10 protein-coding genes are annotated in these 17,826 nt (G+C 55.7%); 8 read left to right on the forward strand and 2 right to left on the reverse strand.

Annotated elements, in window-relative coordinates; genetic code table 11:
- Positions 1-62 precede the first annotated feature (62 nt).
- On the forward strand, positions 63-3,383 hold the full coding sequence (locus ACT3R7_RS12360; protein WP_444490221.1) for a DNA translocase FtsK 4TM domain-containing protein: 3,321 nt from the start codon (positions 63-65) through the stop codon (positions 3,381-3,383).
- Between the two features lie 196 nt (positions 3,384-3,579).
- Positions 3,580-4,233, forward strand: a complete 654-nt coding sequence (gene lolA, locus ACT3R7_RS12365) for an outer membrane lipoprotein periplasmic chaperone LolA (RefSeq protein WP_193092656.1) — start codon at positions 3,580-3,582, stop codon at positions 4,231-4,233.
- A 94-nt stretch (positions 4,234-4,327) separates the two neighbouring features.
- Here lolA and ACT3R7_RS12370 read toward each other — a convergent pair whose 3' ends face one another.
- A complete protein-coding gene (locus ACT3R7_RS12370) occupies positions 4,328-5,662 on the reverse strand; it encodes a replication-associated recombination protein A (RefSeq protein ID WP_193092657.1) in 1,335 nt (444 codons plus the stop codon).
- 440 nt (positions 5,663-6,102) lie between these two features.
- Between ACT3R7_RS12370 and ACT3R7_RS12375 the strand changes: the two genes are divergently transcribed.
- The 5 genes from ACT3R7_RS12375 to ACT3R7_RS12395 all read left to right on the forward strand — a co-directional run bounded on the left by ACT3R7_RS12375 (position 6,103) and on the right by ACT3R7_RS12395 (position 14,966).
- Positions 6,103-6,648, forward strand: coding sequence for a hemerythrin domain-containing protein (locus ACT3R7_RS12375; RefSeq protein ID WP_193092658.1), 546 nt, complete (start codon positions 6,103-6,105; stop codon positions 6,646-6,648).
- A gap of 142 nt (positions 6,649-6,790) precedes the next feature.
- Positions 6,791-7,579, forward strand: a complete 789-nt coding sequence (gene murI / locus ACT3R7_RS12380) for a glutamate racemase (protein ID WP_193092659.1) — start codon at positions 6,791-6,793, stop codon at positions 7,577-7,579.
- A 79-nt stretch (positions 7,580-7,658) separates the two neighbouring features.
- Positions 7,659-8,783: a tRNA (uridine(54)-C5)-methyltransferase TrmA gene (gene trmA / locus ACT3R7_RS12385; protein ID WP_193092660.1), complete on the forward strand. Its 1,125-nt coding sequence runs from the start codon at positions 7,659-7,661 to the stop codon at positions 8,781-8,783.
- 145 nt (positions 8,784-8,928) lie between these two features.
- On the forward strand, positions 8,929-13,752 hold the full coding sequence (locus ACT3R7_RS12390; RefSeq protein ID WP_193092661.1) for an NAD-glutamate dehydrogenase: 4,824 nt from the start codon (positions 8,929-8,931) through the stop codon (positions 13,750-13,752).
- A 200-nt stretch (positions 13,753-13,952) separates the two neighbouring features.
- Positions 13,953-14,966: a quinone-dependent dihydroorotate dehydrogenase gene (locus ACT3R7_RS12395; RefSeq protein WP_193092633.1), complete on the forward strand. Its 1,014-nt coding sequence runs from the start codon at positions 13,953-13,955 to the stop codon at positions 14,964-14,966.
- A 106-nt stretch (positions 14,967-15,072) separates the two neighbouring features.
- Here the strand turns inward: ACT3R7_RS12395 and rmf are convergent, their stop codons facing one another.
- A complete protein-coding gene (gene rmf, locus ACT3R7_RS12400) occupies positions 15,073-15,282 on the reverse strand; it encodes a ribosome modulation factor (protein WP_192538941.1) in 210 nt (69 codons plus the stop codon).
- Positions 15,283-15,625: 343 nt separating this feature from the next.
- On the opposite strand from rmf, the gene rlmKL reads away from it, so the two are divergent.
- A complete protein-coding gene (gene rlmKL / locus ACT3R7_RS12405) occupies positions 15,626-17,824 on the forward strand; it encodes a bifunctional 23S rRNA (guanine(2069)-N(7))-methyltransferase RlmK/23S rRNA (guanine(2445)-N(2))-methyltransferase RlmL (protein WP_193092634.1) in 2,199 nt (732 codons plus the stop codon).
- Positions 17,825-17,826: the final 2 nt, after the last annotated feature.

Genomic DNA, 17,826 nt, shown 5'->3' on the forward strand with positions numbered 1-17,826 from the left:
TCGGTATGATGCAAACTCGCAAGTGGATTAAAGACGCCATTGAGGTGTAAAGGGAGAATCGCTTGAAAGTGAATAAGGCGGTAGACAAGCGAACGCAGCGTAATTCGCGTCAAGCACCATCTTCAGCCTCTTCTGCGCGGGTTAAAGCCGCGAAAGATAAAGCTCGCCGGGTTGGCCTGCGTTTACAGGGCTCGGTGCGTGAAGGCGTAGTGGTGGTACTGCTCGCGCTGTGTGTTTTTTTATTATTAGCACTGTTTAGCTACCAGCCGGAAGACCCGGGCTGGTCTTACCAGGGGCCGGAAACGGATGTTCGCAATTGGATGGGGCCCGTCGGTGCTTGGCTGGCGGATGTACTTTATTCGCTCCTGGGGGCGAGTGCGCTCTGGTGGCCGGGCATGTTTGGCTTTGCTGCCTGGTGGCTGATGCGCTCGCGTCAGGTGCGCTTTGAATTAGATCCGGTTGCCATTGCCGTGCACGCCGGTGGTCTCGTGCTGCTGATGTTTGGCACTACCATGCTCGGTGCGCTGCATTTTTATCATCCTGACAGCATTTTGCCCTATGCCTCCGGCGGTATTTTAGGCGAAGGGCTGGTGGGTACGCTCAAGCCCCTGGTGGGCAGTGGAGGCGTGGGCCTGATTGCCGCAGCCTTGATCCTAATCGGGTTCCCGCTGTTTAGCGGCATGTCGTGGCTGCAGGTGGCCGATGAAGTAGGGCGTCGTTTATGCCGGGTAGGCGGCTGGTTTAGTTCGCGCAGGGAAAAGCGCCGTGAGAAACGTCGTGAACGAGCCGCGCTGCGTGCCTCTTTAAAACCCGCGCCAAAAGAGGAAGAGCCTACGCGGGCGCCTAAGCCCAAGCGTGATACGGGCCGTGAGCGCAGAGAGCCTGGCTTCTCGGCGGATGTTGCGGATGATATCAATCGCCAGAGCGAAGCACCGTCTGAGGCGCGAAAAGCTGAACCAACCGACACCTCCATTCCCTGGGAGGCCGCCGCTTTTGCAGCGGCAGAGCCAGCGGTGAAAACACCGGCTAAGCCCGCCGTTGCCAGCGCGCCAGAGCCAACGTTAGCGCCTGAGCCAGCGCTCAAGCCTCAGGCTGAACCAGAGCCCGCACCGGCTAGCCCGAATAGAGTCCTGGAGAGAACTCCGGAGAGAACCCCAGAAATAACGCCTGAAGTTCGTGAGCCGAGCGTATCGGTACCGAACACACCTCGTGCGGATGCTTTCGCGGCTCGTACCCAAGAGCCAGCTCTGACACCTTCGCCTGCGGTGTCTTCACGGGGGCCAGAAGACGAACCTGCCGCTGAAGCGCCTACCGCTACTGTTGAGCCAGCGCGCGAGCAGGCCGAGCCATCGATGATGATGCGGGCTTCTCGCGAAGAAGACGCCGCTGTGCCCATTGCCAAGCACTTCTTTGCCCAGGAAGAGGCTGACGATGCGCCAGAAGACGAGCAAAGCGCACAGGATGAGCAGGACGAGAGCGACGACTATAACGATGAGAGGCAGCGTGGCGAGTGGCACAGCGAAGAACCTGCTGTGTCCCGCGGCGTACCGTTCCGCTCTGAGCCCACATTAAGCGATGCTGAGCCGCTTGACGAGGCCGCGCGCTCTGAGCCTTCACTGACAGCCGAGCCGCGTCGTGAACGCGTGCCTGAAGTGGTTCCCGAGCCGGTATGGGAAGATGACGAAGACGATGTGATGCTGGCTGCAACGCCAACGCCAACGCCAACGCCAACGCCAACGCCAATGCCGACAAACGCTGCACGCCATGAGCCCACTTTCTCGGCTGACGACGTGGCAGGTGAGGTGGACAGCGGCCCAACGCTTTGGACGGTCGAGCATCTGCAGAGCCAGCGCCCAGCCTTTGAAACGCTGCCTGAGCCCGAAGGCGAGGTGCCCAGCCTTCAATTGCTGACACCCGCTGAACCGCATCAGCCTAACTACACGGAAGAACAGCTTGCCGATATGGCCGAGCTTCTAGAAGTGCGGTTGCGCGAGTATGGCGTCAAAGCAGAAGTGGTCGATACCTGGCCCGGCCCGGTTATCACCCGGTTTGAAATCAAGCCGGCAGCAGGTGTCAAAGCTTCCAAGATAAGCAACCTTGCCAAAGACCTGGCCCGCTCGCTGATGGTGAAAAGCGTACGCGTGGTGGAAGTCATCCCTGGGCGGCCGACTGTCGGGATCGAGATTCCCAACCCGCATCGAGCCATGATCCGCCTGCGCGAAGTCATCGATTCCGAGCGTTTTCAGCAGGAAACATCGCCGCTCACTATGGCGCTAGGGCAGGATATCGGCGGTGGCCCGGTGATTGCCAACCTGGGCAAAATGCCCCACTTGTTAGTGGCGGGTACTACCGGTTCGGGTAAATCGGTCGGCGTTAACGCAATGCTGATTTCGATGTTGCTTAAGGCCAAGCCCGATGAGTTGAAGCTCATCATGGTCGATCCCAAGATGCTGGAGCTTTCGGTATACGACGGTATTCCACACCTGCTGGCGCCGGTCGTGACGGATATGAAAGAAGCCGCCAACAGCCTGCGCTGGTGCGTGGCCGAAATGGAGCGTCGCTATAAGCTGATGGCGGCCATGGGCGTTCGTAATATTGCTGGTTTCAATGCGCGTCTGGATGAAGCAGAGCGCGCGGGCGCTCAGGTAGCTGACCCCTTATGGGAGCCGCAGCCCTGGGAAATGCATCAGCCGCCGCCGGTACTTGCCAAGCTGCCATATATCGTCGTCGTGATCGACGAATTTGCCGATATGTTCATGATCGTCGGTAAAAAAGTCGAAGAGCTGATCGCCCGCCTGGCGCAAAAAGCCCGGGCTGCGGGTATACACTTGATCCTGGCCACCCAGCGCCCCTCGGTGGACGTGGTAACAGGCCTGATCAAGGCGAATATTCCCTCGCGCATGGCGTTCCAGGTTTCTTCACGCATAGACTCACGCACCATTCTCGATCAGGGCGGTGCTGAAAGCCTGCTGGGCCACGGCGATATGCTGTATTTGCCCGCGGGTTCCGGCCCGCCTAACCGGGTGCATGGCGCATTTGTGGATGATGACGAAGTGCACCGCGTAGTCGATGACTGGAAGCGTCGCGGAGAGCCTGAGTACATTGAGGAGATTCTTTCGGGCGGCGTGTCAGCCGATGCCTTGACCGGCCTTGAAGCCGAAGGCAGTGAAGGCGACGACGCTGAGCAGGACGCGCTTTATGACGAGGCCGTTCAGTTCGTGACCGAAACCCGTAAAGCGTCAATTTCAGCGGTGCAGCGGCGTTTTAAGATTGGCTATAACCGCGCCGCCCGCCTGGTTGATGCCATGGAAATGGCTGGCGTTGTTTCCTCAATGGGAACCAACGGTGCCCGTGAAGTGCTGGCACCGGCGGCTGCGCGCTGATGCTGCGCCGGTTAATCGTGCAATAAGCGTGAAAGTCGCGCCGCAGGTGAAACCCTGCGGCGCGTTTTGCGTCTGACTAACCACATGGACGTTGTTGACGGTCCTCAGTACGATTCCTCAGTACGATTTTAAGTACTGTTTTAATTCGGCAGCGTATGTCTATTGAATCTGACAACGTATGCCCAGGGAGATCTCTATGCGCGATACGCAAACTCTGCTTTCTTCACCATTATCATTGGCGGCTGCCGCCCTTGGCTTAACGTTTGCTGCCCCGGCTGCTTGGGCGAACGATGCCGCTGAACGCCTGACTGAACGGCTTGAGCCGCTGGAAAACTATCAGGCCACCTTCGATCAAAAAATTCTCGATGGTGCTGGCGAGCGTTTGCAGAATGCACGTGGTGAAATGTGGCTTTCACGCCCGGGCATGCTGCGCTGGGAAGTAGAAGCCCCTTATTCGCAGGTTGTGGTATCCGACGGTAACGATGTGTATTTATACGACCCGGATCTTGAGCAGGTGACGGTTCAGCCGATGGATGACCGTGTAACGCATACGCCGGCACTACTGCTTTCGGGCAATGTCAGTGATCTGACCGAAAGCTACGATGTGGTGTATGAGCAGGAAGGCGGCGAAGACATCTTTACACTGGTGCCTAACTCTGCAGATACGCTGTTTGAAGAGCTGAGCCTGGTGTTTGACAACGAAACCCTGACTGAGCTGTGGATGATGGACAGCACCGGCCAGAAAACCATGATTACCTTTAGCGATATAATCCGTAACGGCTCTATCAATCGTAGCCTGTTTAACTTTGATATTCCTGAGGGAACCGACGTCATCCGTGAAGAGTTTTAGTGGTGATTAGTGAGTTGTGATTAGTGAGTTGTGATTAGTGAGTTGTGATTGGTGAGTTGTGAATAGTAAGTGGTAACAATAACGATCAGGCGCCCTAGGGCGCCTGATCTGCTTCCTGGTCGCGGCTTTCCCGCCACGCCATAATCTCAGCAAAGCGTTTTTCCTGGCCAAGCGCGCTGGGTTCAAAAAAGCGTGCCTGGGGTAAGTCCTCCGGCCAGCAGTTATGCGCGCTGCCAGCCGGGTAGCCGTCCGGCTCGTTATGGGCGTAGCGGTAGCCTTCACCATGCCCTAGCCGCTCCATTAGCTTGGTAGGTGCATTGCGTAAATAGGTGGGCACCTCTACCTGAGGCTGTTGGCTTACAAACTGCTTGGCGGCCTTCCAGGCGCGATCAATCCGGTTACTCTTTGGCGCCACGGCCAGATGAATGGCCGCATGAGCAATCGCACGCTGGCCTTCATAATCCCCTAAACGCAGATAAGCATCCCAGGCGGCTATCACCAACGGCAGCGCCCTTGGGTCGGCATTACCGACATCTTCTGAGGCAATCGCGGCAAGCCTTCGCACCACGTCCAGCGGGTCGCCACCCCCCTGCATAAACCGCGCCATATAGAGTAGAGCGGCGTCTGGGCGTGATGAGCGTATTGATTTATGAATAGCCGAGAGCAGGTCGTAATAGGCGTCACCCTGCTTATCAAACGCGCTTGCCTGATGGCCGATTACATCCGCCAATACCGCCATGGGCAGCACTTCCTGGCCATTTTCCGGCTGGGTAAAATCACACGCGGTTTCCAGCAGGCCCAAGGCCCGTCGGGCATCGCCAGCGCTTGCATGCGCCAGGGCCGCAAGTACCTCGTCATCAACGTGGATATTACGCTTGCCAAGCCCGCGCTGGTCGTCGCTCAGCGCTTGGCGCATCACGCTGACCAGCTCTTCTTGGTCGAGCGCTTTAAGCACGTAAACGCGAGCGCGTGAAAGCAGGGCGGAGTTAACCTCGAACGACGGATTTTCCGTTGTCGCGCCGATCAGGGTCAACAGGCCAGATTCAACGTGGGGCAGCAGCGCATCCTGCTGGCTTTTGTTTAAGCGGTGAATCTCATCCAAAAAGAGAATAACCGGAGAAGTCTGCTGCTGGGCGCGCTCCACCGCCGCGCGTATTTCTTTTACCCCGGCCATTACCGCGCTTAAATGCTCAAGCTGAGCATTGGAGGCATGAGCGAGCAGTTCGGCAAGCGTCGTTTTACCAACGCCGGGAGGCCCCCATAAAATCATTGAACGGACAAGGCCCGCCTCTGCCATACGGCGAAGCGGTTTGCCGGGCCCCACCAGCGCCTGTTGGCCTACGTAGTCATCTAGCGTTTGCGGGCGCATCCGGTAGGCGAGCGGGGCATCATCGCTGGGTGTTGAGCGCTGAGAGTCAAACAGGTCCATGTAAACTTCCGTTGTAAATCTAGACGTTGAGCAGCAAAGTAGCTACAAGTGTGTATGGTAAACGGCGCATTGTCAGGCTACCTTTTGCATAACCCTCATTACAAAATGATACGAACAATACGCTTGCTAGGGTAGTGTCTTAAGTGCATGGTGACACTAGCCATCGTACTTATCGAAAGTGCTTATTTGGTGTACTTATTGGCAGAGCTAGCTTGAAAAACTAGCCTGAAGCATTTGATTAACACACATGATTTAAGTGCTTAGCCATCGTGTATGGGTATATCGTGTATAGGCATGTCTTGTGTAAACATGTCTTGTAAACATAGCGTCTTGTAAACATAGTGTCTTATAAACATAGTGTAGTGAACCCGCTTATAATTGCGTGCCCACGCCACTTATGGATTCGGCGGCCGGCATGACACAACCAAGGAGACGGCACGATGTTAAACCAACTGCGTCTAGATCATGCCAACATGGCGCGAATGCTCCATGTATTGCAGCTTAAACAAAAAACGCTGGCCGTGGGCGAGCGGCCTAATTTTCAGCTGATGCGTGAAGTAGTGGATTACATTCTGGCCTACATGGAAGGTTTTGCTGCACCATTAGAGCGTATATGCGTTGACCGTCTGGAGACTAAAGCGCCTGAACATTTGGCGCTAATGGAGCAGATGGCAAGTGATTACCTTAAGCTCAAGCCTCGGCTACAGCAGCTTTCGGACAACATCGATACGATCCTGATGGATAATATTCTGCCTATGGATCGTTTTGCAGAGGACCTGGGCGATTATCTTGAAGCGCACCGGGCGTATCTTCGTCATGAGCGTGAAGGCCTCTTTCCGCTGATAGATCAGCATTTTACTCAAGAAGACATGCAAGAGTTGCTGCACGCCCTGCCGGAAGGTGCCGAGCAGGATCTTGAGCGCCTGCAGCAAGCTTACCCAGAACTTTATGCTGAACTACGCGGTGCGGAAGTGCCTCCGGTCTAGCTAAGCGGTCTAGTCACGAAGCTTCCTTCAGCGGCCAGCGGGGCGTGTTAAACTAGCGCCCCGTGACTGAGCGGCTGAAGGAGAAGCAGGTGTACCTATTCAAACAAAAGGCTAAGGCCCAACAAAAGGCAAAGGGGCAGTAATGACTGGCCCTGTGCTGATTTTTGACTCAGGCGTAGGCGGGCTTTCCGTGGCTCGATCGCTACGCCAGCATTACCCCAATACGGCCATGTGCTACGCCTGTGATAACGCGTGGATGCCCTATGGGCTGCGCGATGACATCACGCTTTCGGCACGCATCGTGGCCGTTTGCCAAGCTGCTGTTCGGGCCTGCCAGCCAAGCGTTCTGGTGGTCGCCTGTAATACTGCCAGCACGCTTGCACTCGATGGCCTGCGCAAAGCCCTAACGATTCCCGTGGTCGGCACAGTGCCCGCTATAAAACCCGCTGCTGCCATCAGTCAAACGCGCCATATTGGCCTGCTAGCCACCCGTGCGACGGTAAGCAGGCCTTATACGCAAAAGCTTATCGAGAGTTTTGCCAGCGACTGCATCATTACCCGAGTCGCGGCAGACGCGCTGGTGCTTGAAGCCGAGGCGCTACTTGGCGGCGTTTCTCCCAACCGCGAACGACTTCAGCAAGCCCTATACCCCCTTTGGCAAGCGGTCGACCATCAGCTGCCCGTGGACACCGTGGTACTCGGCTGCACTCATTTCCCCCTACTCAAACCTTGGCTTGAGGCGCTTGCGCCAACGCCTGTGAGTTGGGTTGATTCCGGCGATGCCATTGCCCGGCGCGTTGGCCAGATCGCCCCGGCGTTAAAAAACGGGCAGGATGGCCGCTTTTTTACCACTGCTTCTGCTGAGGCACTCGGCGAAGGCTTTTCCCAGTACGGCTTTTACACTCCAGGCTGGCTGGAATTAAGCGCCTAGGGCGCGTATTTTCAGCCTGAGCCGACACGACTGTTATTAGCATCGTTATTAATACCGTTTTTGAAAAAGAGGCGCCGACTTGGCTATCCCCGTGATAAACCCCGAACGTTATGACGAGCAGCTCGCCGAGAAGCGTGCATACCTGGAAAGCACCTTTGCGGTGTTTAATCCGCCTGCGCTTGAAGTGTTTGCCTCGCCGCCGAGCCATTACCGTCAGCGCTGTGAGTTTCGGATATGGCACGAAGGTGATGACCTTTTCTACGCCATGTTCGAGGTCGACCCTGCCGACCCTAAGAACAAGCGCGTGGTACGCCTGGATCAGTTTGATGTCGCGAGCGAGTCCATCAACGCGTTAATGCCGCGCCTGCGCAAGGCTTTTTTAGCCAGTAATGAGTTGCGACGTAAGCTTTTTCAGGTGGAGTTTCTCACTACGCTGTCAGGCGAGGCGCTGGTAACACTGGTTTATCACCGCCCGCTGGAAGCGTCCTGGGAGCAAGAAGCGCGCGCCCTGGAAGCCGAGCTTGGCATTATGATTATCGGCCGCTCGCGCAAGCAGCGCTTAGTGCTAACCCGTGACCACGTCTGGGAGCGTCTAACGGTTGATGGGCGAGCGCTCGATTATCAGCAGGTTGAAAATAGCTTTACCCAGCCAAACGCGCATATCTGCCAGAAAATGTTGAGCTGGGCGCGGGAAGTCACCGCAGGCCGCCAGACAGAAGATCTGGTGGAGCTTTATTGCGGCAATGGCAACTTCACCATTGCTCTGGCCGATAATTTTCGGCGCGTATTGGCGACCGAAATCTCGCGCACGTCGGTAGCTAGTGCCAACGTCAATCTTGACGCCAATAACATCACCAATGCGCATGTAGTCCGCATGTCGGCTGAAGAGTTTGCCCTGGCGCTCAAAGGTGAGAAAGGGGGGCGTCGTGTGGCCGAAATGGCGCTGGACGAATATCGCTTCTCCACCGTGTTGGTAGACCCGCCTCGCGCAGGCCTGGACGCCCAGAGCTGCGAGCAGATCAGCGAATATGATCAGATCGTCTATATTTCATGCAACCCGGCAACACTTGCCGAAAATTTAGCGCTGCTTACTAAAACGCATCAGATAGAGCGTTTTGCATTATTTGACCAGTTTCCGTTCACCAACCATTGTGAATGTGGTGTATGGCTCACGCGACGCGAGATTAATCAAGAGGGCGCATGATGCGAAAGTGGCATACACCATGAAGAACATGTCAGATGGATAGAGTGGCGACCCTGGGTAGCGTAAGCTAGTCGTTATATTGGCCTAAAGGCCTATTGTCCTACGTTTTTTTGGCCAAATGTGGCCCCGGCAGTCGAGGTGATGGATGGATTACGTTGCGAGTGAAGAGAGTCGGCAAGACCTTTTGAAGCAGCTTTTTGAGCGCTTGGAAGCGCGGCTGGAACCGGACCGAGCAACGGCGATATCAGCGTTTGCACGACGATTTTACGCAAGCGTGCCGGTAGAGGATCTTATCGATCGTCGCCTGGATGACCTGTACGGCGCCACGCTATCCATTTGGCAGTTTCTACAGCACCACGATGCCCAACGCCCTAAAGTGCGCGTGTTTAATCCTGATTTTGAAGAAAACGGCTGGCAGTCGACCCATACCTTTGTGGCGATATTGCATGAGGATATGCCGTTTCTGGTCGATTCGGTGCGCATTGAGCTGAATCGCCGCGGTCTTACCGTGCATGCGATCCAGAACTCCGTGTTTGCCGTTGCCCGCAATGAACAGAACCAACTGCAGGCGTTGGCCTCACCCCGCGACGCTAACGCGCCTGAAGCGCGTGAGTCACTGATCGTAATTGAAGTTGATCGTCATACTGACCCTGAAGCGCTTTCCAATATCGAAAAGCAGCTGCATCAGGTACTGCGCGATGTGCGCACGGCGGTGAGCGATTACGACGCGATCTGTGGGCAAATCACCGCCACGATCCAAGAGCTTGAAAAAAACTGCCCACCACAGATTGACCCCGATGACCACGAAGAAGCCATTGCCTTCTTAGAGTGGCTGGTGAAAGATAATTTCACCTTCCTGGGATACGACGAATACCTGCTTGAAGGTAGTGAGTTGCAGCGCGACCCCAACAGCCTCTTAGGCGTGTTCCGCCTGGACGAGCCGCGCTACGATGAGCGCATTCGTTCTGAAGAAGGCATCGATGAGAACGGTAACTACGAGCTGGTGCCTCAGCTGCTCTCGTTTGCCAAAAGCGCCCACCACTCGCGGGTACATCGGCCTACCTATCCTGACTACATCACCGTGGATCGTTACGACGATGACGGCAATGTCATCGGTGAACGCCGCTTCTTCGGCCTGTTTACCTCAACGGTATACAACGAGTCGCCGCGCAATATCCCGCTGCTGCGCCGCAAGCTTAAAGCCGTGATGGATATCGCCGGATTTAACCCCCAGGGGCATAACGGTAAGCAGCTTTTACAAGTGCTTGAAGTCTATCCTCGCGATGATCTATTTCAGATCAGCACGGAGTCGCTGGCACATACTGCGCTGGGCATTCTCGATATTCGCGAACGTCGTCAGGTACGCCTGTTTATCCGTGCCGATGTTAGCGGCAAGTTTTACTCGTGCTTGGTGTTCGTTCCGCGTGATGTCTTTTCAACCGATTTGCGCCAGCGTATTCAGAACCTGCTGTGTGACGAGCTTGATGCTCACTTTGGCGATTTCAACACCTACCTGTCTGAGTCGGTGCTGGCGCGTATCCAGCTGATTTTACGTTTCAATGGCAGTGCGCCAAGCCAGTTCGACCTTAAACGCCTGGAAAGCAAGGTTGCCCGCCTCGCGCGTAGCTGGCGCGATGAGCTGATGGCCGCCATGGTAGAAGGGTTTGGGGAAGAGAGCGCCAATCACCAAATGGAGCAGTTCCAGAATGCGTTTTCAGCAAGCTATCGTGAAGATTTTACCGCGCGTACGGCGGTATTTGATGTCCAGCATCTGCTAACGCTCAATAACGGTGATGATCTATCACTGTCGCTTTATCGGCCGTTAGAAGAGAAGGGCAGTGGGGTTAATCTCAAGCTGTACCACCGAGGCTCACAGATTCCGCTTTCTGATGTGCTACCGATGATGGAAAACCTGGGCCTGCGGGTTATTGGTGAGCGCCCCTACGAAATTAATGCCCCCGAGCAGCGCTACTGGATTCATGACTTTGAGCTTGAACATGGCAATAAAGATGTCAGCCTGGGCGAAATGCGTGAAACCTTCAGTGAAGCCTTCAAGCGTATCTGGGCGGGCGAGGCCGATAACGACGCCTTCAACCGGCTGATCATTGCCGCTGGGTTGGATTGGCATGAAGTGGCGATGCTACGTGGCTACGCGCGCTATCTTAAGCAGATCCGCTTTGGTATGTCGCAACATTACATCGCGGCGACACTGGCTAACTATCCGGCGATTACCCAAGAGCTGGTCGAAATGTTCCGCTTGCGCTTCGATCCCACGCTCGTCTCTCATGATACCGACGAGTGTGTGGCGCGGCTTAATGAACACCTGGAAGCGGTGGCCAGCCTTAACGATGACCAGCTGTTACGTCGCTTTATGGAGCTTATCCAGGCAACACTGCGTACCAATTATTACCAGCGTGCAGAGAGTGGCCGTGTTAAAGACTACATCGCCTTTAAATTAGAGCCTTCCAAGGTCACTGGAATGCCCAAGCCGCGGCCGATGTTCGAAATTTTCGTCTGCTCGCCGCGGGTGGAAGGTGTTCACCTGCGTGGCGGCAAGGTCGCCCGGGGTGGCTTGCGCTGGTCTGATCGCCACGAAGATTTCCGTACCGAAGTACTCGGCCTGGTAAAAGCTCAGCAGGTTAAAAACGCGGTGATCGTGCCGGTCGGCGCCAAGGGCGGTTTCGTGTGTAAACGGATGCCGGAAAATGCTGACCGCGAAACCCAGCAGAAAGAAGGCATCGCCTGTTATAAAATTTTTATCCGTGCACTTTTGGATGTCACTGATAATCTGGACGGTGGTGACGTTGTGCCACCTGAAAATGTCGTGCGCCACGATGAGGATGATGCCTATCTGGTGGTGGCTGCCGATAAAGGCACCGCCACGTTCTCAGATATCGCGAATGAAATCTCCATTGAATACGGTCACTGGCTGGGCGATGCGTTTGCTTCCGGCGGCGCTAACGGCTATGACCATAAGAAAATGGGCATTACCGCACGCGGTGCCTGGCAGTCGGTTAAGCGCCACTTTAAGAACCTGGGTATCGACACCCAGCAAGATCTGTTCAGCGTGGTAGGCGTAGGCGATATGGCTGGCGACGTGTTCGGTAACGGCATGCTGCTGTCTGATAAGATTCAATTGGTCGGGGCTTTCAACCATCTACATATCTTTGTGGACCCCAACCCCGATGCCGAAGCAGCGTTCGCTGAACGTACCCGGCTCTTTAATCTGCCGCGTTCCAGCTGGGAAGACTACAGTGTCGAGCTGATTTCTCAGGGCGGCGGTATCTTTAGCCGCAGTGCCAAATCGATTGCGATTTCCCCCGAAATGCAGCAGGTGTTTGGTATTCAGGAAGAACGCCTGTCGCCCAATGAACTCATTCGCGCCATGCTTCAATCCAAGGTGGATTTGATCTGGAACGGCGGTATCGGCACCTATGTGAAAAGCTCGGATGAAACCGATGCTGACGTGGGCGATAAAGCCAACGATGCGCTGCGCATTAACGGCGCTGACCTCAACTGCCGCGTGGTAGGTGAGGGCGGTAACCTGGGCCTTACCCAGCGTGGGCGGATGGAAGCCGCCGCCAACGGCGTGCGCGTTTATACCGACTTTATCGATAATGCGGGCGGCGTCAACTGCTCTGACCACGAGGTCAATATTAAGATATTGATTGATGACGTGGTCAAGCGTGGCGATATGACCGAGAAGCAGCGTAATGAACTGCTTGCCGAAATGACCGATGAAGTGGCCGATCTGGTGATTTTGGATAACTATCGCCAAGCGCAGGCGCTAGATCTTTCGGAGATTCTTTCTCTCCAGGGTATCGGACCGTATCGCCGCTTTATTAGTGAGCTGGAGGTCGCGGGCCAAATTGATCGTGAACTTGAGTTTCTGCCCACCGATGACGTATTAAAAGAGCGTGCCAGTAATCAGCAGGGAATGCGCTTGCCTGAACTTTCGGTGCTGATTTCCTACGCCAAAAGCACGCTTAAAGGTGATCTGATTACCTCTGATGTGCCTGATGATACGTATATTCATCGCCACCTTGAGCGGCTGTTCCCGTCAGTCTTGACCGAGCGCTATCAGCCAGAAATGTATGAGCACCGCCTGAAGCGCGAGATTGTGGCTACGCAAGTTGCCAATGATCTGGTCGATCATATGGGCATCGTGTTTGTCCGCCGGTTAAGAGACTCCACTGGTGCAGGTCGGGCCGATATCGCGCGTAACTACGTAATTGCCCGCGACAGCTTTAACTTGCTTTCTCTATGGGCACAGATTGAAGCCCTGGATAATCAAGTGCCAAGCAAGGTACAGCACTCGATGATGCTGGATCTCATGCGCTTGATTCGCCGTTCGACACGCTGGTTCCTGCGCCAGCATCTGGGGCTTTCCACGCAAGATACGATCGAGTATTTCGGTCCTCGCTTGGCGCAGTTGCAAGAAGACATGGGTGAGCTGTTAAGCGGTGAAGAGCTGGAAGCATGGCGTCTTCGTCGTAATGAGCTGCAGGAAGCGGGTGTGCCTGAAGCGCTGGCCTCAACGGTTGCGGGAGCCCCTAACCTGTATGCTGGGCTGGGTATTATTCAGGCTGCGCGGATTACCAGCGAGAAGCCCCAGCGAGTAGCCGAGGTGTTCTACGAGATCGGCAGCCGCCTGGAGCTACCCTGGATGAGCCAGCAGGTCACGCAGCTTGAAGTGCGTGACGCGTGGCAAGTACAGGCGCGGGAAACCTTCCGCGATGATATCGACCGTCAGCAGCTGGCGCTTACCACCAGCGTGCTGAAACTTGAAGCCGGCAGTCGTGACACTCAAGAGCGTGTGGATCAGTGGCTTGAGCAGCACGATCACCTGCATAACCGCTGGCGCCGTTTGCTTGAAGAAGTGCGCGGTGGCAGTGAAGGTGGGTTTGCGCTGTTTGCGGTAGCCGTGCGCGAGTTGGTAGACCTTGCTGAAAGCGACAGCGAAGCCTGAGCGCCACGGCGTTAGCTAGGTAAAACGCTTAAGCGCTGTAAATAAGCGTTGTGGAAAAAAGTAACCGTGCCTGGGCAATCCAGGCACGGTTTTTTTAGGCCTATTACACCGGTAATTGTTGAGTGCCGTGCGCCAAAAGGGCAGTTTGCGCTATACTCGGCGCCGCTCAGCACCGCTCACCTTCAAAAGAGATTTAGTCGATGTACTTACTTGCACGCTCGCTGCTCTTTCGTATTGACCCTGAAACCTCGCACGGATTGGCTTTAGGGACGTTAGACGCCTTGCATCGCGTGGGTGGCGTAGCGCCACTGGTGGGTAAGTCGATCGGCGATCCGGTCGAACTGATGGGACTGCGGTTTGCCAACCGCGTGGGGTTAGCCGCAGGGCTTGATAAAGATGCCGACCATCTTGACGCGCTGGGCGCGCTAGGTTTCGGGTTTGTCGAAGTGGGCACCGTGACGCCCAAAGCGCAGCCGGGTAACCCTAAGCCTCGCCTGTTTCGTTTGGCCGGCCATGACGCCATCATCAACCGCTTTGGGTTTAACAACAAAGGCGTTGAGCATCTAGTGGCGCAGGTTAAAAAGCGCCATTATCAGGGCGTGGTAGGGATCAATATCGGCAAAAATCTCAGCACCGCTGTGGACAATGCCCTGGATGACTATCTGATCTGCTTGGACGCTGTTCACTCGGTAGCCGACTATATTACGGTGAATATTTCCTCGCCCAATACGCCAGGGCTACGCACGCTGCAGTTTGGTGAGCAATTGGATGGCTTGCTCGGGCCAATTCGTGAGCGCAGCCGGGCCCTGGACGCGCAAGCTGAGCGCAAGGTGCCGCTATTAATTAAGATTGCACCGGATATGAGCGAAGAGGAAGTTGCGCTGGTGGCAGAAAGCATCGCCCGCAATGAGCTGGATGGCGTGATTGCCACCAACACGACCGTGTCACGTGAAGCGGTGCAAAGCGACCCGCAGGCGAGTGAGGCGGGTGGGCTTTCTGGCAAGCCTGTTTTTGAGGCGTCTAATGTGGTCATTCGCCTGCTACGCCAGCATTTGCCAACGCTTCCGATTATCGGCGTAGGCGGCATTGATAGCGCGGAAGCTGCGAAGGCCAAGATAGCGGCGGGCGCTGATTTGATTCAGCTCTACTCGGGGCTTATTTATCAAGGACCCAAATTGGTCAATGAGTGTGCCCGTGCGCTAAAAGCGCATTAATTTTTCAGCGTGAATTAAAAAACGCGCATTAAAAAACATGAGCTAAAAAGCCCGCTGAAACGCGGGCTCCATGTTCCAAAATGAAAATTAAGGAATATATAAATTGCTAGGTCATGACAAGGGGGTTTTTGTGGATACCGGAAATGCCGGTCATTCCGTCCCACTGGTCTCCGCGACCTTCACGCCAACCGCTCATCCAGTATTCGCGTAAATTGACATCTTGACTGGGACAATCATCACGGGAACGGCCGATAACACCTGCTTTATACCCGTGAACATAGGCCCGCTGGAAGCGGTCACGTTTTTGTCGTTTCATTGGCTAACCTCTTTTCATGAAAGCCTTTAAAAAGAAATAGTGCACTATGCCTTTGGCGTTAGGCCCCTATTTCGAGAGCTGACTTCAAGAGCAGGCTGCCAGCCGTGCGCTAATGTCTAGCACTCACGAGCTGAACCGGCTAGGCGGCAACCAAAACAAGCCTTTAGTCCATTAATGACCCGTTGGTCTATTAATGACCAAGACAAGCAACGCATGCGTTTTCAGTAGCTACTCTTTTATTCTTAGATCATGATGGGGGCACTTGTCGACCCCCAAATTGTCATAAGATGTAAATACATTTGCCATATATAGGAATATCGCGCGGTTACGCGCTGCCATGACTATGACCGAAACGAGTCAAAACGCCCCCCTGAACCTGCTGGCGACTTGCCCTAAAGGCATTGAAGGCCTGCTGGCCGATGAGCTGGCAGCGCTAGGCGCGACGCCTGGAAAAACCACCGTGGCTGGCGTGTACTTTACCGCCAGCCAAGCCATCGCCTACCGTGTATGCCTGTGGTCACGCCTTGCCAACCGGATCATTCTGCAGCTGGTTCGCGAGCCGATGATTGAAACGCCGGAGCAACTACGCGACGTGGTTGCCCGCATTGCCTGGACCCAGCACTTGGCGGTTGGCAAAACCCTGGCGGTGGATTTTCATGGCCGCAGTGATCACATTCGCCATACTCGATTTGGCGCCCAAACGGTAAAAGATGGCGTGGTGGACGCGCTACAGCTTGCCGGGCAGGAGCGTCCTTCCATCGATACCAAAACGCCGGATTTGCGTCTCTACGCACATCTGCATCGCGCCAACCTGACCATCGGCATCGACCTTTCGGGGGAGAGCTTGCACCGCCGGGGCTATCGTCGTGATGTCGGCCATGCGCCGCTCAAAGAAAACCTCGCGGCAGCGTTGCTGATCCGTGCTGGCTGGCCCGAGCGGGCGAAAGCCGGCGAGCCGTTGATCGATCCGCTGTGTGGTGCCGGCACGCTGCTGATTGAGGCCGCACTGATGGCCGCCGACCAGGCGCCGAACCTGGACCGTGAACGGTTCGGTTTCAAGGGCTGGGCCGGGCACGATGAGACGCTTTGGCTTGAGCAGAAGCGTGAGGCCGAAGCACGCGCCTCGATTGGTCGCAAGCGGTGTAAAACCCAGCTGTTGGGTTTTGACCAAAGCCCGGCGGCGCTATCGGCTGCAAAAACCAACGCGATGCGCGCAGGTATTCCGGCACTTATCACTCTGCACGGACAGGGCCTTGCTCAGCTGACTCGCCCCGAAACGCTATCGGCAGAACGCGGGCTTCTGATCACTAACCCGCCTTACGGTGAGCGGTTGGGCGAGCTGCCCGAGCTTGTGCGCCTGTATTCCCAGCTGGGTGAAAAAGCCAAAGCGCTGTTTCCTGGCTGGACACTGGCGATGTTTACCGGCAATCCCGACTTAGGACACCGGCTGGGCTTGCGGGCGCACAAGCAGTATGCGCTTAAAAACGGCGCGCTGGATGCCAAGCTGTTGCTGATGGATATTGGTGTGCCAGCGACGGATAGCGGCGCTCAGGCGGAAGGTAAGGGTGTTGATACGCCGCCTAAAACAGCGCCTGCCGTGTCTGAAAACGCGCAGATGTTCGCCAACCGGCTGGGCAAAAACCAGAAACGCCTCAAAAAGTGGCTAAAGCAGAGCGGTGAAACCTGTTATCGGATCTATGATGCCGATATGCCCGAGTTTGCGCTGGCGATTGACCGCTACGGCGACCGCGTACACGTTCAGGAGTACGCCGCACCTAGCTCTATCAATCCAGCTCAGGCTCAAAAGCGCCTGTTTGATGCGCTGGAAGTGCTGCCTGATGCGTTAGGCGTTGACCCCAGCAAGGTGTATATCAAACGCCGTGAGCGGCAAACCGGCACTGCCCAGTACCAAAAGCGTGAGGCCAGCGGTGAGCGTTTTGAAGTGCGTGAAGGCGATGCGCGGCTATGGGTCAACCTGCGCGATTACTTGGATACAGGGCTGTTCCTGGATCACCGGCCGGTACGCCGTATGCTGGGCGAAATGGCCCGCGGCAAGCGCTTTTTGAACCTGTTCTGCTATACCGCCACGGCCACCGTTCAGGCAGCCTTGGGCGGCGCCAGCGACAGCGTCAGCGTCGATATGTCCAACACTTACCTTGAGTGGGCGAAGGATAACTTTACCCTGAACAAGCTCGATCTACGCCTTCACCGCGTGGTACGCGATGACTGTTTCCGCTGGCTGGAAACCGCCGACGCCGAGTTTGACCTGATCTTTATGGATCCGCCGACGTTCTCCAACTCGAAGAAAATGCGCGATACGCTGGATATACAGCGTGACCATCCGCGCCTGGTGGAACTTGCCATGGCCCGGCTCGCCCCAGGTGGCACACTGGTGTTCTCGAACAACCAGCGCCGTTTCAAGCTTGATGACGCGCTTAGCCAGCATTACGCGGTAGAAGAGATCACCTCGCGCACCTTTGATCCAGACTTTCAGCGGCGCACCAACATGCACCACGTGTTCCTGCTGCGTCACCGCCGCTAGAA

This window comes from Halomonas sp. AOP43-A1-21 (genome assembly GCF_052376775.1).
Lineage (GTDB): Bacteria > Pseudomonadota > Gammaproteobacteria > Pseudomonadales > Halomonadaceae > Vreelandella > Vreelandella colorata.